Origin of the sequence: Actinoplanes sp. NPDC023714, assembly GCF_040639855.1 — a bacterium.
In the GTDB taxonomy this organism is placed as follows: domain Bacteria; phylum Actinomycetota; class Actinomycetes; order Mycobacteriales; family Micromonosporaceae; genus Actinoplanes.
Genome location: NZ_JBFAAR010000007.1, coordinates 125,424 through 146,087 on the forward strand (window position 1 = coordinate 125,424; position 20,664 = coordinate 146,087).

21 protein-coding genes are annotated in these 20,664 nt (G+C 72.5%); 14 read left to right on the top strand and 7 right to left on the bottom strand.

From position 1 onward, the window contains the following. Nucleotides 1–16: 16 nt before the first annotated feature. A complete protein-coding gene (locus tag AB0G10_RS28625) occupies nucleotides 17–1,498 on the top strand; it encodes a GGDEF domain-containing protein (RefSeq protein ID WP_360928256.1) in 1,482 nt (493 codons plus the stop codon). Here AB0G10_RS28625 and AB0G10_RS28630 read toward each other — a convergent pair. Then, nucleotides 1,495–2,577, bottom strand: a complete 1,083-nt coding sequence (locus tag AB0G10_RS28630; protein ID WP_360928259.1) for a DUF3866 family protein — start codon at nucleotides 2,575–2,577, stop codon at nucleotides 1,495–1,497. The two genes, AB0G10_RS28625 and AB0G10_RS28630, sit on opposite strands and share 4 nt — an antisense overlap. A gap of 11 nt (nucleotides 2,578–2,588) precedes the next feature. After that, nucleotides 2,589–3,542, bottom strand: coding sequence for a cation diffusion facilitator family transporter (locus AB0G10_RS28635; protein ID WP_360928262.1), 954 nt, complete (start codon nucleotides 3,540–3,542; stop codon nucleotides 2,589–2,591). 68 nt (nucleotides 3,543–3,610) lie between these two features. Between AB0G10_RS28635 and AB0G10_RS28640 the strand changes: the two genes are divergently transcribed. From AB0G10_RS28640 to AB0G10_RS28670, 7 genes are all read left to right on the top strand, one after another. Continuing rightward, nucleotides 3,611–4,576 (top strand): WYL domain-containing protein, encoded by a 966-nt coding sequence (locus tag AB0G10_RS28640; protein ID WP_360928265.1) that lies wholly within the window; start codon nucleotides 3,611–3,613, stop codon nucleotides 4,574–4,576. Continuing rightward, nucleotides 4,573–5,529 (top strand): YafY family protein, encoded by a 957-nt coding sequence (locus tag AB0G10_RS28645; RefSeq protein WP_360928268.1) that lies wholly within the window; start codon nucleotides 4,573–4,575, stop codon nucleotides 5,527–5,529. Before AB0G10_RS28640 ends, AB0G10_RS28645 begins: the two co-directional genes overlap by 4 nt. Before the next feature lie 27 nt (nucleotides 5,530–5,556). Beyond that, nucleotides 5,557–5,799 (top strand): hypothetical protein, encoded by a 243-nt coding sequence (locus tag AB0G10_RS28650; protein WP_360929002.1) that lies wholly within the window; start codon nucleotides 5,557–5,559, stop codon nucleotides 5,797–5,799. A 135-nt stretch (nucleotides 5,800–5,934) separates the two neighbouring features. Then, nucleotides 5,935–6,315, top strand: a complete 381-nt coding sequence (tatA, locus tag AB0G10_RS28655) for a Sec-independent protein translocase subunit TatA (RefSeq protein WP_360928271.1) — start codon at nucleotides 5,935–5,937, stop codon at nucleotides 6,313–6,315. Between the two features lie 9 nt (nucleotides 6,316–6,324). Next, the gene (gene tatC, locus AB0G10_RS28660; RefSeq protein ID WP_360928273.1) at nucleotides 6,325–7,278 is read left to right on the top strand and encodes a twin-arginine translocase subunit TatC; all 954 of its coding nucleotides are present in this window, start codon (nucleotides 6,325–6,327) and stop codon (nucleotides 7,276–7,278) included. 148 nt (nucleotides 7,279–7,426) lie between these two features. Then, a complete protein-coding gene (locus tag AB0G10_RS28665; RefSeq protein ID WP_360928276.1) occupies nucleotides 7,427–8,329 on the top strand; it encodes a diacylglycerol kinase family protein in 903 nt (300 codons plus the stop codon). A gap of 32 nt (nucleotides 8,330–8,361) precedes the next feature. Then, complete coding sequence (locus AB0G10_RS28670; RefSeq protein WP_360928279.1) at nucleotides 8,362–8,532, top strand: hypothetical protein; 171 nt, start codon at nucleotides 8,362–8,364, stop codon at nucleotides 8,530–8,532. On the opposite strand, the gene AB0G10_RS28675 is transcribed toward AB0G10_RS28670, so the two are convergent. Beyond that, the gene (locus tag AB0G10_RS28675) at nucleotides 8,529–9,299 is read right to left on the bottom strand and encodes an HAD-IA family hydrolase (RefSeq protein WP_360928282.1); all 771 of its coding nucleotides are present in this window, start codon (nucleotides 9,297–9,299) and stop codon (nucleotides 8,529–8,531) included. The genes AB0G10_RS28670 and AB0G10_RS28675 overlap by 4 nt on opposite strands. A 48-nt stretch (nucleotides 9,300–9,347) precedes the next feature. Here AB0G10_RS28675 and AB0G10_RS28680 point away from each other — a divergent pair, with 48 nt between their 5' ends. The 3 genes from AB0G10_RS28680 (at nucleotide 9,348) to AB0G10_RS28690 (ending at nucleotide 13,477) form a co-directional block, all read left to right on the top strand. After that, nucleotides 9,348–12,107, top strand: coding sequence for a DEAD/DEAH box helicase (locus AB0G10_RS28680; RefSeq protein ID WP_360928285.1), 2,760 nt, complete (start codon nucleotides 9,348–9,350; stop codon nucleotides 12,105–12,107). A 246-nt stretch (nucleotides 12,108–12,353) separates the two neighbouring features. Next, on the top strand, nucleotides 12,354–13,139 hold the full coding sequence (locus AB0G10_RS28685; protein ID WP_360928288.1) for an ATP-binding protein: 786 nt from the start codon (nucleotides 12,354–12,356) through the stop codon (nucleotides 13,137–13,139). Continuing rightward, nucleotides 13,136–13,477, top strand: coding sequence for an STAS domain-containing protein (locus AB0G10_RS28690; RefSeq protein ID WP_360928291.1), 342 nt, complete (start codon nucleotides 13,136–13,138; stop codon nucleotides 13,475–13,477). Before AB0G10_RS28685 ends, AB0G10_RS28690 begins: the two co-directional genes overlap by 4 nt. A 260-nt stretch (nucleotides 13,478–13,737) precedes the next feature. Here the strand turns inward: AB0G10_RS28690 and AB0G10_RS28695 are convergent, their stop codons facing one another. Genes AB0G10_RS28695 through AB0G10_RS28705 form a run of 3 tightly spaced genes read right to left on the bottom strand, consistent with a single transcriptional unit; the run spans nucleotide 13,738 to nucleotide 16,573 of the window. After that, nucleotides 13,738–14,118 (bottom strand): VOC family protein, encoded by a 381-nt coding sequence (locus tag AB0G10_RS28695; RefSeq protein ID WP_360928294.1) that lies wholly within the window; start codon nucleotides 14,116–14,118, stop codon nucleotides 13,738–13,740. A gap of 9 nt (nucleotides 14,119–14,127) precedes the next feature. Then, nucleotides 14,128–15,915: a long-chain fatty acid--CoA ligase gene (locus AB0G10_RS28700; protein ID WP_360928296.1), complete on the bottom strand. Its 1,788-nt coding sequence runs from the start codon at nucleotides 15,913–15,915 to the stop codon at nucleotides 14,128–14,130. Between the two features lie 10 nt (nucleotides 15,916–15,925). Beyond that, nucleotides 15,926–16,573 carry a TetR/AcrR family transcriptional regulator gene (locus AB0G10_RS28705; RefSeq protein ID WP_360928299.1) on the bottom strand — a complete coding sequence of 216 codons (648 nt, stop codon included), beginning with the start codon at nucleotides 16,571–16,573 and terminating at the stop codon, nucleotides 15,926–15,928. 96 nt (nucleotides 16,574–16,669) lie between these two features. Between AB0G10_RS28705 and AB0G10_RS28710 the strand changes: the two genes are divergently transcribed. Genes AB0G10_RS28710 through AB0G10_RS28720 form a run of 3 tightly spaced genes read left to right on the top strand, consistent with a single transcriptional unit; the run spans nucleotide 16,670 to nucleotide 19,350 of the window. Then, on the top strand, nucleotides 16,670–17,446 hold the full coding sequence (locus AB0G10_RS28710; protein WP_360928302.1) for an inositol monophosphatase family protein: 777 nt from the start codon (nucleotides 16,670–16,672) through the stop codon (nucleotides 17,444–17,446). Nucleotides 17,447–17,479: 33 nt separating this feature from the next. Then, a complete protein-coding gene (locus AB0G10_RS28715; protein ID WP_360928305.1) occupies nucleotides 17,480–18,733 on the top strand; it encodes a DUF3500 domain-containing protein in 1,254 nt (417 codons plus the stop codon). Next, entirely contained in the window at nucleotides 18,730–19,350 is a 621-nt protein-coding gene (locus AB0G10_RS28720) for a hypothetical protein (RefSeq protein ID WP_360928308.1), read from the top strand. The genes AB0G10_RS28715 and AB0G10_RS28720 overlap by 4 nt, the downstream gene beginning before the upstream one ends. Here the strand turns inward: AB0G10_RS28720 and AB0G10_RS28725 are convergent. Beyond that, nucleotides 19,347–20,561, bottom strand: coding sequence for an MFS transporter (locus tag AB0G10_RS28725; RefSeq protein ID WP_360928311.1), 1,215 nt, complete (start codon nucleotides 20,559–20,561; stop codon nucleotides 19,347–19,349). The genes AB0G10_RS28720 and AB0G10_RS28725 overlap by 4 nt on opposite strands. Between the last annotated feature and the right edge of the window lie 103 nt (nucleotides 20,562–20,664).

Below are 20,664 nucleotides of genomic sequence, written 5' to 3' on the forward strand. Positions count from 1 at the left end.
GGAGTGCCGTTGCCTGATGGCTGTGTCTAGTGAGCGCCGGGCCCTGCGGCTCTTCTCGGTCATCGCGGTCGTGGCGGTCGCCGGGTATCTGCTGCTGCCGGAGAACGTGTGGGTGCGTACCGCCTGGCAGCTGGCCACCGGCTATGCCGCCGTCGCCGCGGTGCTGGTGGGCGCGCACCGGCTGCCCCGGGCCGACCGGCTGCCGTGGTGGTGTTTCGCGGCCGCGGTGTTCCTGAACGCCACCGGCATCCCGGTCTCGGTGATCGGCGAGATCTGTTTCGGGCAGCTGGACCTGCCGACGCCCGCCGATCCGTTCTTCCTCGGGCTCTACCCGGCCTGCGCGCTCGGCCTCGGCGTGCTGGTGTGGCGCCGGGACCGCCGCCGGGACTGGACGGCCGTCGTCGACGCCGCCACGATCACGACCGGGTTCGGGCTGCTGGCCTGGGTGTACGTCATCGAGCCGCAGGCCCTCGGCGACCGCATGAACCGGTGGGCGCACGCCACGCAGGTCTCGTACCCGATAGGTGATCTTCTGCTCCTCGCCATGATGACCCGGCTCCTCCGCAGTGGGGGAAGCCGCGGAGCCTCGTTCTGGTGGATCACCGTGGCGCTGGCGATGTTCCTGCTCGGCGACAGCGCGTGGGTGGTGCTCGGCAACCTCGGCGACGCCGGCGTCATGCTGGAGGAGGCGCGCTGGTTCCGCCGTCCGCTGGAATCGGTGTTCCTGATCGGGTTCCTGCTGTTCGGCGTGGCCGCGCTGCACGCCGACGCCCGCCAGGTGGCGACCGCCGCCGACACCCCGCCGGCCCGGCTCGGGCACGGGCTGCTGGCGCTGCTCACCGGCGCGTCCCTGATCGCCCCGGCGCTGCTCGCCGTGCAGGTGCACCACGGCCGGGTGGTGAACGGCTGGGCCATCGTGCTCGGCTCGGCGACGCTGTTCCTGCTGGTGGTGACGCGGATGGCGCTGCTCGTCCGGGAGGTGGAGCGGCAGGCGCGGCAGGTCCGCGACCTGGCCCGATCCGACGAGCTGACCGGCCTGCCGAACCGCCGCGCCTGGAACGACGAGCTGCCCCGCGCCCTCGAACGGGCCCGCCGCGATCACACCCCGGTGACCGTGGCGATCCTCGACCTGGACCACTTCAAGGCGTACAACGACACGTACGGCCACCCGGCCGGCGACCGGCTCCTCAAGGCGGCCGCCGCGGCCTGGAGTTCGGCGCTGCGCGACGCCGACCTGATCGCCAGGTACGGCGGCGAGGAGTTCGTGGTCCTGCTCCCCGGCGCCGGCGCGGCCGAGTCCCGCCGGGTGCTGGCCCGCGCCCTCGACGCGACGCCGCTGGACCAGACGTTCTCGGCCGGCGTGGCCCTGTGGGACGGCGCCGAGACCTCCGACGAGCTGCTGAAACGAGCCGACGCGGCGCTGTACGCGGCGAAGGCGGGCGGCCGCAACCGGGTCGAGGCGGCCGCGGGCGCGTGGGCGCTCGACGAAGCAGGCTAGGGGAGCAGGGAGGCGGCGTGCCGGCCGGCCGCCGCCGCCGCCAGGAAGTAGGCGTGGTCCTGGTCCAGCTTGCGGCCCATCGTGGAGAGCGGCACCGGGCAGGAGCGCAGCGCCTCGTCCAGGCCGTCCGTGGATACGTGGATCAGGTGGTGCCGGGCCGCGAGCGGCGCCAGCGCCGCCTCTACCACCGCGGCGAGGTGGGGGTCGAGGCCGCCGGGGACGATCAGGTCCGTCCGGGTCAAGGCCACTTTTCCGTACGCGGTGAGGCTGTGATGGGAGACGCCGCGGTGCCGGTCCCGGCCGTCGGCGTCGGAGATGCGCAGGGAGCCGATCGGGTGGCCGCCGAGGACCGCGACCGCGTTCACGGCTTCGCCGAGGGCCACGCCGGAGAAACCCCAGGGGGTGCCGGTGCCGAGGTTGCCGGGGCCCTGGGCGACGATCGCGACGTCGGCGCCGAGGACGTGCCGGGCCGCGAGCAGGCCGGTGTGCACGGTGCTCGCCTCCAGGTCGCCGCCGAAGGACTGGCCGGTGGTGACCGTGCCGGCCAGGTGGTCGCGCAGGCCGTCCAGGGTCCGGGAGAACCAGGCGGGCAGGGCGCCGCCGTCGGTCATCACGTACGCCACCTTCGCGGCCGGGCGGGCGGCGTGCACGCCGGCCAGGATCGCCGGGAGCGCCGAGTGCAGGTCGGCGGTGACGACGGGCATGCCGTCCAGGGACTCGGCGGCCTCCATGACCGCGCGGTGCGGGGAGGCCTCCTCGTCGACGCCGAGCAGGATCGCCTGGAGCGGGGTGTAGCGGGCCTTCACCAGGTGGCCGCCGTCCCGGGTGCTGCCGTCGGCCTCGGGGTCGGCGGGCAGCCGGTCGGGGATCGCGACGACCAGGGCGTAGCCGCCGGTGCCGAGGCCCATCACGAGCGCGCCGACGTTGAGCAGCACGCGGTCGCCCGGCGCCGGGGTGCCGACCAGGGCGGGGTAGGCGAGTGCCCGCAGCGGGGCGCCGTCCACCCCGACGTCCAGCTCGACCGCGCCACGCCAGCTCCGCCGCACCGCAAGGACCGTCCCGGACCGCCACCGCACCATGACCGGTGACCCTACCGAGGCGTCCGGAGGTCCTTGTGACCCGGCTCGCCGCGGGTCGGATCCAGGAAGACGTACGAAATCCCGGGAAATCGTGCCCGCAAGCGCTTCTCGGCCTCGTCGGACGCCTCCTCGATCTTCGCGCCCGAGACGTCGTCGGCGAAATCGACCTTGGCGGCGACCAGGATCTCGCCGGGGCCGAGCTGCATGGTGAACAGCGTCGGGACCGCGGTGACCACGGGGATGCCGGCCAGGTCCTCGGCGATCTGGTTGTGGACGCGGCGGGGGACCGCCCGGCCGACCAGCAGCGTCACGTTGCTCTTGGCGAGCACCGAGGCGACCACGAGCAGCAGCAGGCCGATCAGGATCGAGGCGACGCCGTCCCAGACCGGCGAGCCGGTGATCTCGGCGAGCGCGAGGCCGGCCGCGGCCAGGACCAGGCCGATCAGGGCCGCCGAGTCCTCGAAGTAGACGGCCTTGACCGTGGTGTCCGGGGTGAGGCGCAGGAAGCGGCGGGTGCTGACGTTCCACCGGCTGGACTCGTTGCGGACCTGGCGGCGGGCCTTCAGGAACGACACGCCCTCGGCCAGGAACGAGACGCCGAGGACGATGTACGACGCCAGGAACGGCCCGGCCTCCTCGCCCTCCACGATCGTCTCGACGCCGTGGTAGATCGAGAACCCGGCGCCGCCGACGAACGTGAACAGCGCCGCGATGAACGCCCAGATCCAGCTCTCCTTGCCGTACCCGAACGGGTGTTCCTCGTCGGCCGGCCTGCTGCCCCGGCGCAGCGCCACATAGAGGAAGACCTCGGTGACCGTGTCGGCCATCGAGTGCGCGGCCTCGGAGAGCATCGCGGCGGAGCCGGAGGTGAGGCCGGCCACCAGTTTCGCGACGGCGATCGCCAGGTTGGCGGCCCCCGCGACGACGACGGTGCCGACACTCTCGGATTGCTCGGGTTCTGCCACGACCGACGTGTTTCCCGTCCGATGCGCGGATAACCGTCGGTGTGACGAGGCTGCTAGCGTTGCCTCTCGTGTCGCGCACCCGCACCGAGCGCCTGGTGAATCTGGTGATCTGTCTGCTGTCCACGCGGCGGTTCCTGACCGCCGCGCAGATCGCCGCGACCGTGCCCGGTTACGAGCACGACCCCGAGGACCCGCGCGACCACGAGGCGTTCCAGCGCAAGTTCGAGCGGGACAAGGCCGAACTGCGCGAGCTGGGCGTCCCGCTGGAGACCGGCACGGCGAGCATCTTCGACCAGGAGCCCGGCTACCGCATCGCCCAGCGGGAATACGCGCTTCCCGACATCCTGCTGGCGCCCGACGAGGCCGCCGCCGTCGGCATCGCGGCCCGGCTCTGGCAGCACGCCGGGCTCGCCGCCGCGGCGTCGTCCGGCCTGGCCAAGCTGAGAGCCGCCGGCGTCGAGGTGGATCCGCAGGCCACCCTTGGCGTGGAGCCGGTCGTCACGGTCGACCCGGCGTTCGGCCCGCTCACCGCGGCGGCCCGGCAGCGCCGCGCGGTCACCTTCAAATACCGGGTGCCGGAGGGCGACGAGCCGGCCACCCGCCGCCTCGAGCCGTGGGGCGTGGTCTGCTGGCGCGGCCGGTGGTACGTGGTGGGCCACGACCGCGACCGGGACGCCACCCGCTGCTTCCGGCTCTCCCGCATCGTCGGCGACGTAAGGCCCGCGGGCCGGCCGGACGCCTTCACCCCGCCCGAGGACCGCGATCTGATCAGCCACGTCGCCCGCTCGACCGGGCCGATCGCGCGCAACGGCCGGGCCATCGTCACCGTGAAACCCGGCCGGGCGGCCGGGCTGCGGCGGATGGCCACCGAGTCGGTCGCGCTCCCCGAGGGGGACCGCCTGACCATCGCGTACGGCGACGTCGACTGGCTGGCCGCGCGCCTCGCCGGCTACGGCCCCGACGTGAAGGCCGAGGGACCGCCGGAGCTCCGGGACGCCGTGATCCAGAACCTGAAGGAGATGGCGGCGCCGTGACCCTCCGGACCGGCAGCAACGCCTCGGCCGACCGCCTGGGCCGGCTGCTCAACCTGGTGCCCTACCTGCTGGCGCGCCCGGGGATCCGGGTCGCCGAGGCGGCCGGCGACCTGGGCGTCACCGAGAAGCAGCTGCGCGAGGACCTGGAGCTGCTCTGGGTGTGCGGGCTGCCCGGCTACGGCCCGGGCGACCTCATCGACATGGCGTTCGACGGCGACCGGGTGACGATCAGCCACGACGCCGGCATCGACAAGCCGCTGCGCCTCAACCAGGACGAGGCGCTCGCCCTCGTGGTGGCGCTGCGGATGCTCGCCGAGACGCCCGGCATCGGCACCCGGGACGCCATCGAACGGGCTCTTGCCAAGATCGAGAGCGCGGCCGGGGACCTGGCCGACGCGCCGGTCGCGGTCCGGCTGCCGGCCAACCAGAAGAAGCTGGAGGCGGTCCGCGCCGCCGTCGACTCGGGGCACGCGCTGCGGCTCACCTACTACACGGCGGCCCGGGACGAGACGACCGAGCGGACCGTCGACCCGATGCGGATGCTGATGGTGAGCGGGACGGCGTACCTGGAGGCCTGGTGCCGCCGGGCCGAGGGCACCCGGATGTTCCGGGTCGACCGGATCGACGCGTTCACCGAGCTGGCCGAGCCGTCCGCGCCGCCGGTCGAGGCGGTGCCGCAGGACGTGAGCGAGGGCGTGTTCCGGCCCGGCCCGGATCTCCCGCTGATCACGCTGCGGGTCGGCCGCGGCAGCCGGTGGATCACCGAGTACTACCCGGTCGAGCAGGTGGAGCGGGACGGCGGCGAGTGGCTCGTCACCATGCGGGTCACCGACCTGGGCTGGGCGCAGCGGCTGCTCGCCGGCCTCGGCCGGGACGTCACCGTGCTCGGGCCGCCCGAGCTGATCGACCGGATCCGCGCGCAGGCCAGCACGGCGTTGGACCAGTATGTCTGAGGCAGCCGGTAGGGTGACCGGGTGCTGATGTGGGTCTGGATCGCCGTGGGTGCGATCGCGCTTATCGTCCTGGGAACGGCTGCCGCGCGCCTGCTGGGGCGGCTGCCCGAGTTGCGCCGGGCCGCGGGGAAGCTGCAGCGCCGGCAGCAGGACGCCATGAAGCTGCAGGCCGCAGCCGAGGAGTTGCAGCGGACCGTGCTGGCGACGCAGCAGCGCGCCGAGCGGGCCCAGGACGCGGTCACGCAGATCAAGGCCAATCTCGGTCGATGATCCGGGGCAGTTCCTTCCCCGTTGTCCGAGACTTAGCAAGATCTTGAGAATCCCAGGGCATCCGGAAAGCGATATCCCAGGAATCCACACGTACGATGGACCCCGCAACCTGATCCGACCGACTGGAGTCATTCCATGGGCGCCCTCAAGCCATGGCACATCATCGTTCTCGTCGTCGTGCTCGTGCTGCTTTTCGGCGCGAAGCGACTGCCGGACGCCGCGCGTTCCCTCGGGCGCTCGCTGCGGATCATCAAGGCCGAGACCAAGGGCCTCGTCGATGACGACAACAACGTCGCGGAGAAGGCGGAGCCGCAGCACAGCCGCACCCCGCTGCAGGGCGAGGTTCAGCAGCCCTACCAGCAGCCCGGCTACCAGCAGGCCCCGCCGCCCCAGGGTTACCAGCAGGCTCCCGGCTACCAGCAGCCGCAGCAGGGCCATCCGCAGCAGGGTCAGTCCCAGGGCTACCAGCCCCCGCAGGGCTACACCGACCCGGTGCAGCGCACCAACGACCGCTGATCCGGCCCGATGGCACTGAGCCTGCGCCGGAAGCCGAAGAAGCCGACCAAGTTCCAGCAGGCCGCCGACGGCTCGATGACCCTCATCGAGCACGTCCGGGAGCTCCGTAACAGGTTGTTCATCGCCTCGCTGGGACTGGTCGTCGGCCTGATCGTCGGCTTCGTCATCTCCCAGTGGGTCTTCGACATCCTCGAAGGTCCCTACTGCGCCCTCCCGTCGTCGTGGATCGACGGGCAGTGCCGCTTCCTGGTGCTGGGCGCGACCGACCAGCTGGTCCTGCGCCTCAAGATCGCGCTCTGGGTCGGCATCATCATCGGGTCGCCGGTCTGGCTCTACCAGCTCTGGGCGTTCGTCGCGCCGGGCCTGCACCGCCACGAGCGCAAATGGGCCTACATCTTCGTCGCGATCGCGGCGCCGCTGTTCGTGCTCGGCGCGGTGCTGGCCTACTTCGTGGTCAAGCACAGCCTCGCGTTCATCATGGAAGCCGGTGTCATCGGCGAGTCCACCCAGCTCGAGGTGACGTCCTACGTCGGCTTCGTGATGAACATGATCCTGCTGTTCGGGGCGGCGTTCGAGTTCCCCCTGCTGCTGCTCATGCTCAACTTCACCGGCGTGGTCTCGGCCCGCCGGCTGCTGAGCTGGTGGCGGGCCGTCGTGTTCCTGTCGTTCGCCTTCGCGGCGATCGCCACCCCCGACCCGGGCCCGTTCGGGATGACGCTGCTGGCGGCGTGCATCTCGCTGCTCTACTTCATCGCGGTCGGCGTGGCGTTCATCAACGACCGGCGCAAGGGCCGCGGCAAGGAGCTCTACGAGGGCCTCGACGACGACGCGATCTCGCCGCTCGCCGAGGAGAAGGTGCCGGTCGGCGCCTCCGACCCGATCGAGGCGCCGACGGCGGTCGAGGGTCCCACCCCGGTCGAGCGACCGGCCCCCCTGGAGCGCCGTTACGACGACATGACCTAGCCTGCTGGCTCCGCTTCGCTCCGCGGGCGATCGCCTTGTAACCGGTGGCGGGGCAGGCGATTTCCCGCCACCCGCAAACCCCGCGGGCGTCGACAAATCGCGTGCCCCGCCACCGGCGGCGATCGCGGGCCATATAGCGTTCCCCGCCATGAGTGCGGACTTCATCGCGGTGCTGGCCAACCCCTCCGCGGGGCGTGGCCGGCACCGCGGTCTGCTTCCCGGGGTCGTGGAGGCGCTGGGAGCTGCCAGTGGGCGGCCGGTGCGGATTCTGGAGGCGCACAGCGGCGCCGAGGCGGAAGCGGCCTGCCACGCGGCGGTCGGGGAAGGGGCTGCCGCGCTGGTGGCGGTCGGCGGGGACGGGACCGTGCACCGGGCGCTGCAGGCGGTCGGCGGGACCGAGGTGGGCTTCGGGGTGGTTCCGGCGGGCACCGGGAACGACTTCGCGAGTGCTTCCGGCGTACCCATGGAAGGTCTGAAGGCCGCGGAGGCGATCGGGCTGGCGCTGCGTGACCAGCGCGCCCACCGCCTGGATCTGGCGCTGGCCCGGACCGCCCGGGGCGACCACCGATGGTTCTGCGCGGTGCTCGCGGCCGGCTTCGACGCCCTCGTCAACGAGCGCGCCAACCGGATGCGGCGGCCGCGCGGACCCCGGCGGTACGACCTCGCGATCCTGCTGGAGCTGGCCCGGCTGCGGGCGCGGGACTACGTCGTGCACGCCGACGGGGTGGAGCACCGGTTCCCCGCCGAGATCGTCGCGGTCGGCAACTGCGCGAGCTACGGCGGCGGGATGCGGATCCTGCCGGACGCCGACCCGGCCGACGGGCTGCTCGACCTGATCTTCGCGGCGCCGCTCGGGCGGATCTCGCTGGCCCGGCTCAAACCGCGGCTCCGGCAGGGCACGCACGTCACCGACCCGCGGGTCACCGTGCTCCGGGCCCGCGAGGTGCGGATCGAGGCCGAGGGGATCGTCGGGTACGCGGACGGCGAGCGGCTCGGCGCGCTGCCGCTCGAGATTCGCTGTGTGCCGGGTGCGGTCCGGTTGCTGCGCTGAAGTTCTCCGGTATCCGGCCGAAGGGTGAGGACATGACGAACCCGATCGGCAGCAAGGCGGCGTCGGTGCTCGGCAGCGCCCGGCAGACCCTCAAGCAGATGGCGGAGGCGGCGGCCAAGCCGCCCGAGGAGAAGGCCCCCGAACAACCGGCTCCCTCGCCCGTCAAGAGCAGGCAGGGAAGAACCTTGGACCGGTACGCCTAGACGCAGCCTGCCAGGGCGAGCGTGGCGCCGAGGCCGTTGGCGCGGCCGGCGTCGGCGGACGGCAGCACCAGCACGGCGCAGCCCGCGTTGACCGCGCCCGCGTCGGCCGGGGTGTCGCCGACCATGAGGGTGCGCTCCGGGTCGGCGCCGAGCATGCCGCAGGCGCGCAGGAAGATCGCCGGGTCGGGCTTGGTGCGGCCGACCTCGTAGCTGAGCACGTACGCGTCGACGAGCGGGTCGAGGCCCCAGGACGCGAAATGCGGGCGGATGTCGAAGCCGACGTTGCTCACCACGCCGATCTTGATGCCGGCGTCGTGCAGCTTGCGCAGCGTCGGCTCGGTGTCCGGGTAGGGCAGCCAGCCGTCCGGCCGCAGCAGGCGGTCGTAGAGCGCGTCGGCGAGACCCTCCACGTCGGTGTGCACCGTGGACGCGAGGCCGGTGTAGGCGGCGCGGTGGCTGTGCTCGTACAGATCGCGGTCGGCCCAGTGCTCGGCGAGCTGCGGCGGAACCCGGTGCGGCAGCGGCCCGCCGGCGCGCCCGGCGGTGAGCAGCCGGTCGGCGAGGATCGTGGCCCGGCCCCGGTCGAGCTCGTGGCCGCAGGCGGCGGCTGCCGCGATCACCCAGGTCAGAGGGTCCTCCACCTGGGCCAGCGTGCCGTGGAAGTCGAAGAGGACGGCTTCGACCTGCCGCACGGTATGGGGAGGGTGAGTGGCATCCGGCACGTGGTGCACGATACCGATCGCCGGAGAGGGGCCTCCGGGGGCCATGGAATACCGTGCTGCGTTTTGTCACACGTACGAACTAGCCTTGTGGTCATGACTAGTCCCGCCGAACGGTATGCGGCTTCCAAGAGGCGGGCGGCGCGGGTCGCCGAGTTCCCGGCGCTCGAGGATTTCATGCTCGACGTCGGCTTCGACCTGGACGACTTCCAGCGCGAGGCCTGTGAGGTCCTGGAGCGGGGCAACGGTGTGCTGGTCTGCGCCCCGACCGGCGCCGGCAAGACCGTCGTCGGCGAGTTCGCGGTGCACCTGGCCCTGCGCTCGGGCGAGCGCAAGTGCTTCTACACCACCCCGATCAAGGCGCTCTCCAACCAGAAGTACAACGATCTCGTCCAGCGCTACGGCGCCGACAAGGTGGGTCTGCTCACCGGCGACAACGCGATCAACGGCGACGCCCCGGTGGTGGTGATGACCACCGAGGTGCTGCGCAACATGCTCTATTCCGGCTCCGGCTCGCTGCGCAACCTGGCCTACGTGGTGATGGACGAGGTGCACTACCTCGCCGACCGGTTCCGCGGCGCGGTCTGGGAAGAGGTGATCATCCACCTGCCGTCGTCGGTCACCCTGGTCTCGCTGTCCGCGACGGTCAGCAACTACGAGGAGTTCGCCGACTGGCTGGTCACGGTCCGCGGCGAGACCGAGGTAGTGGTGAGCGAGCACCGGCCGGTGCCGCTCTGGCAGCACATGCTGGTCGGCCGCCGGATGTTCGACCTGTTCCACGACGCCGACGCGGCGAAGAAGCACGACGTGCACCCCGAGCTGCTGCGCTACACGCGCGAGATGGACCGGCGGCTCGAGATGACCGACCGGTCCTCGTCCGGCTGGGGCGGTGGCCGGGGCGGCCGGTCCCGGCGCTGGCAGCCGCCGCCGCGCCCCGAGGTGATCGACCGGCTGGAGCGCTCCGGCCTGCTCCCGGCGATCCTGTTCATCTTCAGCCGGGCCGCCTGCGACGCGGCCGTGCAGCAGTGCCTCGCCGCCGGCCTGCGCCTCACCGACCCCGACGAGCGCGCCGAGATCCGCCGGATCGCCCAGGCGAAGGTGGCGAACATCCCGTCCGAGGACCTCTCGGTCCTGGGCTACTGGGAGTGGCTCGACGGCCTCGAGCGCGGCGTCGCGGCCCACCACGCCGGCATGCTGCCCGCCTTCAAGGAGGCGGTCGAGGAGTGCTTCGTCCGCGGCCTGGTCAAGGCGGTCTTCGCGACCGAGACGCTGGCGCTCGGCATCAACATGCCGGCCCGCTGCGTCGTCCTGGAACGGCTCGTCAAGTTCAACGGCGAGGCCCACGTCGACCTGACCCCGGGCGAATACACCCAGCTCACCGGCCGGGCCGGCCGGCGCGGGATCGACGTCGAGGGGCACGCCGTGGTGCTCTGGAGCCCCGACGTCGACCCGCGGCACGTGGCCGGGCTGGCGAGCACCCGCACCTACCCGCTGCGCTCCTCGTTCCGGCCGTCCTACAACATGGCCGTCAACCTGGTCGGCTCGGTCGGGGCCGAGCGGTCCCGCGCGCTGCTGGAGTCGTCGTTCGCGCAGTTCCAGGCCGACCGCTCGGTGGTCGGGCTGGCCCGGCAGGTGCAGCGCAACGAGGAGACCATGCAGGGTTACGCGGAGGACGCGACCTGCCATCACGGCGACTTCGAGGAATACTTCGGCCTCCGGGTCGCCATCGCGGACCGGGAGAAGTCGCTCTCCCGGCAGGGCGTGCAGCAGCGCCGCTCGGCCGCCGTCGCCTCGCTCGAGAGACTGCGGATCGGCGACGTCATCCGGGTGCCGCAGGGCCGGCGGGCCGGTCTCGCGGTCGTCCTCGAGCCGGCGACCAGCGGGTTCGGTGAGCCGCGGCCGCTCGTGCTCACCCAGGACCGGTGGGCCGGCCGGGTCAGCCCCGGAGACTTCGGCGGCGAGGTCGAGGTGCTGGCGCGGGTCCGCGTACCCAAGAACTTCAACCCCCGCTCGCCGGCGGCGCGCCGCGACCTGGCCGCGCAGGTGAGCGGCACCGGCCTCGACCGCCACCCCGACCGGCGCCGGCGCGGCCGCCAGCAGCCCGGGGAGGACGCCGAGATCGCCCTGCTCAAGGTGCGGATGCGCCAGCATCCGTGCCACGCCTGCCCGGAGCGGGAGGACCACGCCCGCTGGGCCGAGCGGCGGCACCGCCTGCACCGCGACACCCAGACGCTGCGCGACAAGGTGGCCGGCCGCACCGGCTCGCTGGCCCGCACGTTCGACCAGGTCTGCGCCGTGCTGACGGCCCGGGGGTACCTCACCGCCGACGGCGAGGTCTCCGACGCCGGCCGGATGCTGGGGCGGATCTGGTCCGAGGCCGACCTGCTGGTCGCCGAGTGCCTGCGCCAGGGCGTCTGGGACGGCCTCGCGCCGGAGGAACTGGCCGCCGCCGTCTCGATGGTGCTCTACGAGTCCCGCCGCGAGGGGGAGGACCGCGCGTCGGTGCCGAAGGGCCCGATCACCGCGGCGGTGGACGCCTGCGCCAAGCTGTGGGGCGAGATCGCCGCGGACGAGGCGGAGTTCGGCCTCTCGCTGACCCGCGAGCCCGACCCCGGCTTCGTCTGGCCGATGTTCCGCTGGGCGCGCGGCGAGCCGCTCGCCCGGGTTCTGGCGAGCGGCCATCAGTACGACGCCGACATGCCGGCCGGCGACTTCGTGCGCTGGGCGCGTCAGGTGCTCGACCTGCTCGGCCAGCTCAAGGAGGCGGAGTCGGCCTCGCCCAGCGTCAAGGAGACCGCCCGCAAGGCGATCACGGCCGTGAACAGGGGAGTTCTGGCGATGCAGCGGGGGATTTGATCGCGGATCTGCGGGTAAGACTTGATCAAGGCCGTTGTCGGTCGGTTCGGTCAGGCAGCCGGTGTCCCCATTTCGGGGGCCCGGCTGCTGCCCGTCGGAGTCACGGATGGTGAATCCCCGTTGACGGTGTCTTCCGGATAAACCAAGAATTGCGGCGGCAGTATTGACACAGCTGATTGCATTTTGCCGGGAGAAGAGCATATGGGGGCAGGCTCTCCGCATCTGATCGGTTGGTCCGGTGATGCGTTGGCCGACTCGGTTCTGGCCGTCATCGACGCGGACACGGCGGTCATCGAGTTCTCGGTCTGGGGTGACTGGGACCGGGCACTGTCCACGCGGGCACGCATGGTGCTCGACAAGTGCCTCGCCGAGCACCCCACCGGGATGATCGTGGACCTGCACGAGCTGAGCGATCCGCAGGCGGTCAGCGCACCGCTGTGGCTGACCGCCTGCGCCCAGGGCGCCGCCATGCAGCCCCCGGTCGCCGTGGCGGTCTGCGTGAAGGCGAACGCGCCGCTGGCCCGCCGGTTACGGCGCCTCGGCGCCCGGGACTGGCTGGTGCTCTACGCGACCGTGGCGCAGGCCCGGACCGCGCTGGCCGGCCGGCACCCGCTCGCCGACCGGATGCACCTGGCACTGCCCCCCGACCCGGCCGCCGCGATACTGGCCCGGGCGCTCGTCAACGACGCCTGCCGGCAGTGGGACGTCCCGCACCTCTGCCAGCGCGCCCGCCTGATCATCTCCGAGCTCGTGGTGAACGCCGCCGAGCACGCCGACGGCGACATCGAGGTGATCGTGTCGATGCGCGGCGAAGGCGCCGCGGCCGCCCTGCACCTGGCGGTCTACGACGGCGACGCGATCCTGCCCCGGGTGCGCGAACCCGTCCCGGGGCCGCTCGGCCCGTCCCTCGTCGACCGCGGCCTCGGCCTCCGCATCGTCAGCGCCGCGGCGTCGGCGTGGGGCGCGCTGCCGGCCCGCAGCGGCAAACTGGTCTGGGCCATCGTCCGCGGCCGGCCGGAGGAGCCGTCGTGACCGGCGGCGGCATCCGGATCGCCGGCTCTCGCGACGGCGACCGGCTGCTGATCACGGTGCAGGGCAGCCTCGACGCGATGTCGGCTACCGCGCTGCAGACCCAGCTGTACGACCTCACGCAGGTGCAGGATCTGCTCGGGCTGGGCGTGCCGGTCCGGCACATCCACATCGACCTGGCCGGGGTGGACTTCTGCGACGCTGCCGGGTTGAGGATGCTGGTGGCGGCTCGGCGGGTTGCGGAGGCGCGGCAGGCTACGTGTCACTTGCACGACTGTCAGCCTCATCTGCGCTGGTTGTTGAGGGCTACTCGGGCGGCGGATCTGTTTGACCTGCATTGACGGGTGGCCGGCCGCTTCCCCCTTCCCCTCCCGCTCCCCCACCCCGCGCGATCTTGTTTATTGGTGCAGGCCCGTTCCTGCACGGATTCACAAGATCGCGGGAGGGTTGCGGGGCACCACGGGAAGGCTGCGGAGGGGACCGTGGGAGGCCTGCGGGAGGGCTGCGGGGCAACTGCGGGGGTGCGGGGCAACCGCGGGGGTGCGGGGAAGGCGGCGGGGAACTGCGGGAGTGCCTCAAGGGCTGAGGGGACGCGGGAAAACTAGGGCCAGGTTCGGGCCTCGCGCTCGAACAGGTCGCCCTGGGACTGCACCGGCACCACGCAGAACAGGTGGCCGCCCGGCGCCCGCAGTGTCTGGTGCCCTCCGTTGTCCACCTCGACGACCGCGCCGAGCGCGATCAGCCGGGCCGCCTCGGCGGTGACGTCGTCGGTTTCGATGTCGACGTGGTAGCGGGGCGTGTCGTCGACGGCCTGTACGTCGACGGCGAGGCCTGGGAACGCGCCGGGCAGGGCGGTGAACTCCTCCTCGCCGGGGACCGGTTTGGCGGTCGAGCCGAGCGCCTCCGCCCAGAACGTGGCGGCGGCGCCGGCGTCGGCGACCGGGGTGTCGATGAAGATGCCGAAGAGGCGGCTGCGATGCATACCGTGATCTTATGCGTACAGACTGTCCAATTGCGACTCATAACGCTTCTCGACGACGCGGCGGCGCAGCTTCAGCGACGGGGTGAGGTCGCCGCCCTCGACGTCCAGGTTCTCCTCGAGGATCACGAACTTCTTGATCGTCTCCCAGGAGTTGAGGCCGGCGTTCAGCGAGGAGACGCAGCGGGAGATCTCCTCGCGGAGCGCGGGGGAGCGCGCGATCGAAGCGTGCGAGGCGTCGCCGAGGCCGTGCGCGGCGGCCCATTTGCGGGCCTCGTCCGGGTCGAGGTCGATCAGCGCGGTGACGAACTTGCGGTTCTCCCCGTGCACCAGGACCTGACCGGCCAGCGGGCAGAGCCCCTTGAGCTTGGCCTCGATCGCCTGCGGCGCCACGTACTTGCCGTTCGACGTCTTGATCAGGTCCTTCTTGCGGTCGGTGACCCGCAGCGAGCCGCGTTCGGTGATCTCGCCGATGTCGCCGGTGTGCAGCCAGCCGTCGACGAGCGTGGACGCGGTCGCCTCCGGCATGCCGTGGTAGCCCTGCATGAGGCCGGGACCCTTGAGCAGGATCTCACCGTCCTCGGCGATCCGGACCCGGGTGCCGGGCAGCGGCATGCCGACCGTGCCGTATTCCACGGAGGAGGGCCGGTTGAAGATCGTGGTGGCGCACGACTCGGTGAGGCCGTAGCCCTCGGCGATCGGCAGCCGGATCGCGTCGAACCAGGCGGCGATCTCGGGGGAGAGGGCGGAGGCGCCGGAGATGAAGTACCGCATCCGGCCGCCGAACCGGTTCCGGACCTTGGCGAGCACCAGGCGGTCGGCGATCGGCCGCAGGAGTCCGTCGCGCAGCGCCACCCCGATCGCCCAGTCGTAGAGCCGGGCCTTGACGCCGCCCTCACGACGCACCGTCGCGGTCACCCCGGCGTAGACCTTCTCGAAGATCCGCGGGACGGCCGGCATGATCGTCGGGCGCACCTCGGTGAGCCGCTGCACGATCTTCGAGACGTCGCCGTCGACAGCGAACTCGAAGCCGACGGAGAGCTGGCAGGAGAGCAGCGCCTTGCCGAACGCGTGCGAGAGCGGCAGCCAGAGGTATCCCAGGTCGTCGGGGTGCACGATGCCCATGGCCTGGATGGCGAGACCCTGGTAGATCCAGGCGTCGTGCCCGACCCGCACACCCTTCGGCAGTCCGGTGGTCCCCGAGGTGTAGATCAGCGTGGCGAGATCGTCCGGCCCGATGGCGGCGACGGCATCAACCACTAAATCCGGATTTGTCGTTAATTTCTCCCGACCCAGCGACCGCAGATCGGCCAACGGCAGCGCGCGAGAATCGGACCCCTCGATCAAGATCGCCCGCTCGATCCCCGGCGCGGCGAGGATCTTGTCGAGGTGGGAGGCGTCCTCCACGACCGCGAACCGGCTGCCCGAGTCGGTGAGGATGTGCAGCACCTCCTCCGGCGACGAGCTCGGATAGACCGTCGTGGTGGCCCCGCCCGCGCACATCACGCCGAAGTCCGCCTCGATCCACTCCACCCGGGTGGCCGAGCAGATCGCCACCCGGTCCTGCGGCCGGAGTCCGAGCGCGAGGAGTCCGGCGGCGATCTCGGTGACCGCTTGCGCGGTCGCGGCCCAGGTGCGGGAGACCCAGCTGCCGCGGGCGCCGGGTGTGCGATAGGCAGGGGCGTCGGGGGTACGGGCGGAGCGCTCCAGGAACATCGCCCCGAAGGAACGGGGGCTGTCCCGCCGCAGCCGGGCGACGAGCTCCTCCTCGGCGGCCGGGGCCGTGCACTCCTGGGTCATGGGTTCTCCTTCACGCCTCGACCATGCGGCAGAGCCACGTGGACAGTTCGTCGACCAGGGACGTCAGATCGGGCTCGGGCGCGGCGTCCAGTGCGTCCGAGGCGCTCTGCCGCAGCGCGTGGATGGCGCCGAGGTAGGCGCTGAACGGGACGCTTCCCGCCGTACCCGGAAAGCGCTCGGACCGCAACGTGCGCACGAAGCCGGCCAACTCGGTGAGCGCGGCGCGGCGGCGCTCGCGCGCCGCGCGTCCCAGGGCGTCCATCTCCACCTGGAAGGCGCGGGCCGCGACGAGATCACGCTGGAGCGTGCCGAGGTAGGACGCGACGAAGCCCCGGACGCAGCCCGGCCAGTCCTCGCCGTCGGCCCCGCTCTCGGCCAGATGTGCCAGGAAGACCGCGATGAACCGGTCGTAGGCCGCGTAGACGCAGGCGTCCTTGTCGGCGAAGCACTCGTAGAACGCGGCCCGGGACACCGCCGCCCGCGCGCAGATCTCGCGCACCCCGAAGCCGCGGTATCCCTCGCCGGCCAGCAGCTCGGTCGCGGCGATCAGCATCCGCTCGCGCTGGGCCGCGGTCACCTCGTCGCGGCTGAGCACGTGCCGGCCCCGGGGCAGCGTCGGCGGCGTGGTGAAGACGACGCCGCTGGTGATGGTCGCCATGGGGTCCTATCGGAGTACGCGATGTTACTCCGATCTTCGCACGCCGTTCTCGCGTCACTGGACAAGACCACCGGCCACGCCCGGCAGGATGGAGGCGTGACCGACGATGTGAAGATCGCCCTGACCGCGGCTCTGGCCGGCGCCGAGGAGGCCCTCCGGCACTTCGCCGAGGTGGCCGCGCTGCCCCGGGAGCTCAAGGCGGACGGCAGCGTGGTGACCGCCGCCGACCGGGCCGTCGAGACGGTGATCCGCAGGGTGCTCGCCGAGGCGGTCCCGGACGACGCGGTGCTGGGCGAGGAGCACGGCGCGACCGGTTCCGGCTCCGGCCGCCGGTGGATCATCGACCCGATCGACGGGACGGCCCTGTTCGTCGAGGGCGACGACCGCTGGCTCGTGCTGGTGGCCTGCGAGGATCAGGGCGCGATCACCGCGGGGGTCGCGGTGGTGCCCGCGCAGCAGCGTCTGTGGTGGGCCGGGCTCGGGACCGGGGCGTACGAGGGACGTCTCGTGGCGGGCGGGATCGCGGAGGAGAGGCGGATCCGGGTGACCGGCAGCAGGGCGTCCGGGCTGGCCGGGAGCACGCTGGGTGTCGTGCCGGACTGGGGGCGGGCCCCGGCCGAGCCGCTGATCGCCGTCGCCGACGAGCGGCCGTGGTCGCTGCACCCGCCGCTGCTGGTGGCGCGCGGGGACCTCGACCTGGCGGCGCAGACGAGCGGGCAGATCTGGGACTTCGCGGCGACCTCGCTGATCGTGACCGAGGCGGGCGGGGCATACGCGCGGTTCGACGGGGACTCCCGGCCGGGTCCGGGGGCGTCGATCTACGCGCGGAGCCCGGAACTGCGTGATGCGGCGCTGAAGGCGGTCGTTCCCTGACCTTTCGGACAAATCGTCTATAGCATCCGAAGGGTGAAAAGAACTCTCCTGTGCCTCGCCACCAGTGCGGTGCTGACCGTCGCGGCCGCCGGATGCGGCGGGGACGACGAGGAGACGGCCTCCACCGGCCCGTCCGCGGCGGCGACCGTCACGTCCTACGACAAGTCGGTGGCCGGTGTCGTCGAGGCGGCCGATGCCTTCCTCGCCACCTTGAACGACGAGCAGAAGGCCGAGGTGCAGCTCGAGCTCACCGCGGAGACCGCCACCTCGTGGTCGAACCTGCCGTGCGGCTCCACCTGCCGGCCCGGGATCGAGTTCGGCGACCTCGACGCGAACCAGCTCGCCGCCGCGAAGAGCGTGCTGAAGACGGCGCTCGGGGCGCAGACCGGGAGCGGGTACGAGCGGGTCGAACAGCTGCTGCTCGCCGACGACTACCTGGCCGACGCCCAGGGCGGCGGCGGGACGGGCAGCAGCGGCGGTCCCGGTGGCGGACCCGGTGGCGGCATGTCGGGCGGGCCGCCGGCCGGGATGTCCGGAGGCCCGGGCGGTCCCGGCGGGGGCATGATGTCCGGCGGACCGGGCGGGGGCATGATGTCGGGCGGTCCGGGCGGGGGTGACATGTCCGGTGGCGGCTACGGCAGTGAGCTCTACTTCCTGGCGTTCCTGGGTGACCCGAGCGTGACCGGCACGTGGCAGCTCGACTTCGGCGGGCACCACCTCGCGGTGCACATGACGTACAAATCAGGGAAAGTCACCGGGGCGTCACCCTTCTTCGTCGGGGTGGAGCCGACCAGCTGGACCGGCGACGGCGGCACCACGCACACGCCGCTGAAGGACATGCGCGACGCGATGCTGGCGATGACCGGCGGGCTCAGCGCGGCCGAGCAGGCGAAGGCGAAACTCGGGCAGACCTTCACCGACGTGCTGGTCGGGCCGCAGGAGGACGGGCAGTTCCCGGCGGCGAAGCAGGGCCTCGCGGCCGGTTCGCTCACCGGCGAGCAGAAGGACCTGGTCCTCGCCGCGATCAAGCCGTGGGTGGCCGGGGCCGACGACGCGACCGCCACCGAGCTGATGGCGGCCTACGAGGAAGAGCTGGACGAGACGTACGTCGCCTGGTCCGGCACGACCGGCCTGGACACCCACGCCGACTACGTGCGGATCGACGGGCCGAGCGTCTGGATCGAGTTCGTCTGCCAGAACGGCGTGGTGATCCAGAACCAGATCCACTACCACACCGTCTACCGCGATCACACCCGTGACTACGGCGGCGAGTTCTCCTTCTCATGATCCGTAGATGGCTCGCGGCGGCGCTTCTCCCGGGCTTCCTCGTCCCGGGCGTCGCGGCGGCACATCCGATGCCGCACTCGGCAGTGGTCCTCGACGCGGGGGAGTCGTCGGTCGCGGCGGAGCTGCGGATCCCGGCCGAGGAGCTGATGCTCGCGGCCGGCCCGGACCTGCGGGCCTACCTCGGCGCCCACCTGCGGGCCGCCACGGTCGCGGGCCGGCCGTGGCACGTGGCGATCACGTCGGTGGAGTCGGAGCAGCCGGCGGGCTCCTACCGCGAGTACCGCGAGGTGGTGGCGCACGCCGTGCTGACCCCGCCGGCGGGCGAGCCGGTGCGGCGATTCCTCCTGCGGTACGACGCGGTCGTGCATCAGGTGGTGACGCACCGCGTGCTCGTCTCGGCGCGCGCGGGCGAGGCCCGGCAGACCGCCGAGGTGGTGATCGACAACCGGACCATGACCGTTCCGCCACTCCTGATCGATCTCGGCCGGCCGGAGGACGGGCCGGGCGGCGGGCTCGGTGGCGGGCCGGGCGTCCCGGCGCCGGTGGTCCTGCTGACCGCCATGGCGGTGGCGGCAGCAGGACTCCTCGCGGTCCGGAGAAGGGCCGCGACCCTCTAGCGACGATCCGCATCAGCCAGCCGGTGGCTGACCACGAGCAGGATCGCCCCCATCATGGCGGCGGCCACCCAGAACGGCGTCGTCAGGCCCCAGACCCGCGCCATCAGGCCGCCGATCAGCGTGCCGGCCGCGGCGCCGCCCGTCTCCAGCAGGGCGTAGGCGCTGCCGACCCGGCCCAGCAGGTGGTTCGGGACCAGGCGCTGCCGCAGCGACGAGGTGATCACGCCCCAGACCACCGTCTGCACCCCGAAGAGGATCAGCACGGCCCCGGCCACCAGCGGCCGGGTCGTCCAGGCCAGGGTCGCGTGGGTGACCGCCTCGACCAGCAGTCCGGCCCGGAGGACGGCCGCGTTGCCGAACCTCGCGGTCACCCGGACCGCGACCCCGGCGCCGATCAGGCCGCCGATCGCGAACGTCGTCAGCAGCAGGCCGTAGCCCGCGTCCGAGAGCCCGAGCCGTTGCCGTGCATAGAGGACGAAGACGGCGAAGGCCGCACCGAAGGCGATGTTCCCGGCGCCCATGGCCGCTGCCAGCGTACGCAGCAGGGGGTGACCATGCAGCCGGCGCACGCCCTCGGCGATGTCCCGGCGCAGCGACCGCCGCCCCGAGGCGGGAGCGCCGGCGGCGGAGACATCGGCGATCGGCAGCGACGCGATCAGCAGGGCCGACGCCACGAACGTCAGGGCGTCGAGCCCGAACGGCGCCGCCGCGGCGAGGCCGAACAGCCAGGCGCCGAACGGCTTCGCGGCGAACTGATTCGCGATCGTGAAGGTGGCGCTGAGCCGCGCGTTGGCCCGGGGCAGCAGGTCCGGCGGGACGAGCAGGGGCAGCAGCGCCCCGCCCGCGGTGTCGACGATCGTCTCGCCGGTGCCGAGCGCGAACAGCACGAGGTAGACGAGGACCACCGGTACGTGGCCGGTGGCGACCGCGACGGTCAGCACGGTCAGGGCCAGCGCCCGGCCCAGGTTGGTGAGGACGATCAGGCGGCGGCGGTCGAACCGGTCCGCGACGGCGCCGCCGAGCAGGGCGAAGAGCAGCCAGGGCAGCTGCTGGGCGAGGACGCCGCCGGCGATCAGGACCGGGTCGGCGGTGATCGAGGCGAGCAGCAGCGGGCCGGCCACCATGGTGATGCCGTCGCCGAGGTTGGAGACCGCGGACGCGGCCCAGAGACGGTTGAAGCCCGCGCCGAGGCGCGGGTGGAGGGTACGCAAAAGGAGCTCCTCGAACCAGGAGGGAAACGGTCGTCGAAGAACCGCCCCACCGCGAAGAGCACGCGGCCGTCAGCGGGAGGCGGTGACCGTGACCGGGCTGAGA

Coding starts and splice junctions, on each gene's coding strand:
- AB0G10_RS28625 (WP_360928256.1), top strand. CDS start 17: ATGGCTGTGTCTAGTGAGCGCCGGGCCCTGCGGCTCTTCTCGGTCATC.
- AB0G10_RS28630 (WP_360928259.1), bottom strand. CDS start 2,577: ATGGTGCGGTGGCGGTCCGGGACGGTCCTTGCGGTGCGGCGGAGCTGG.
- AB0G10_RS28650 (WP_360929002.1), top strand. CDS start 5,557: ATGTGGGTCTGGATCGCCGTGGGTGCGATCGCGCTTATCGTCCTGGGA.
- tatA (WP_360928271.1), top strand. CDS start 5,935: ATGGGCGCCCTCAAGCCATGGCACATCATCGTTCTCGTCGTCGTGCTC.
- tatC (WP_360928273.1), top strand. CDS start 6,325: ATGGCACTGAGCCTGCGCCGGAAGCCGAAGAAGCCGACCAAGTTCCAG.
- AB0G10_RS28665 (WP_360928276.1), top strand. CDS start 7,427: ATGAGTGCGGACTTCATCGCGGTGCTGGCCAACCCCTCCGCGGGGCGT.
- AB0G10_RS28670 (WP_360928279.1), top strand. CDS start 8,362: ATGACGAACCCGATCGGCAGCAAGGCGGCGTCGGTGCTCGGCAGCGCC.
- AB0G10_RS28675 (WP_360928282.1), bottom strand. CDS start 9,299: ATGGCCCCCGGAGGCCCCTCTCCGGCGATCGGTATCGTGCACCACGTG.
- AB0G10_RS28680 (WP_360928285.1), top strand. CDS start 9,348: ATGACTAGTCCCGCCGAACGGTATGCGGCTTCCAAGAGGCGGGCGGCG.
- AB0G10_RS28695 (WP_360928294.1), bottom strand. CDS start 14,118: ATGCATCGCAGCCGCCTCTTCGGCATCTTCATCGACACCCCGGTCGCC.
- AB0G10_RS28700 (WP_360928296.1), bottom strand. CDS start 15,915: ATGACCCAGGAGTGCACGGCCCCGGCCGCCGAGGAGGAGCTCGTCGCC.
- AB0G10_RS28705 (WP_360928299.1), bottom strand. CDS start 16,573: ATGGCGACCATCACCAGCGGCGTCGTCTTCACCACGCCGCCGACGCTG.
- AB0G10_RS28720 (WP_360928308.1), top strand. CDS start 18,730: ATGATCCGTAGATGGCTCGCGGCGGCGCTTCTCCCGGGCTTCCTCGTC.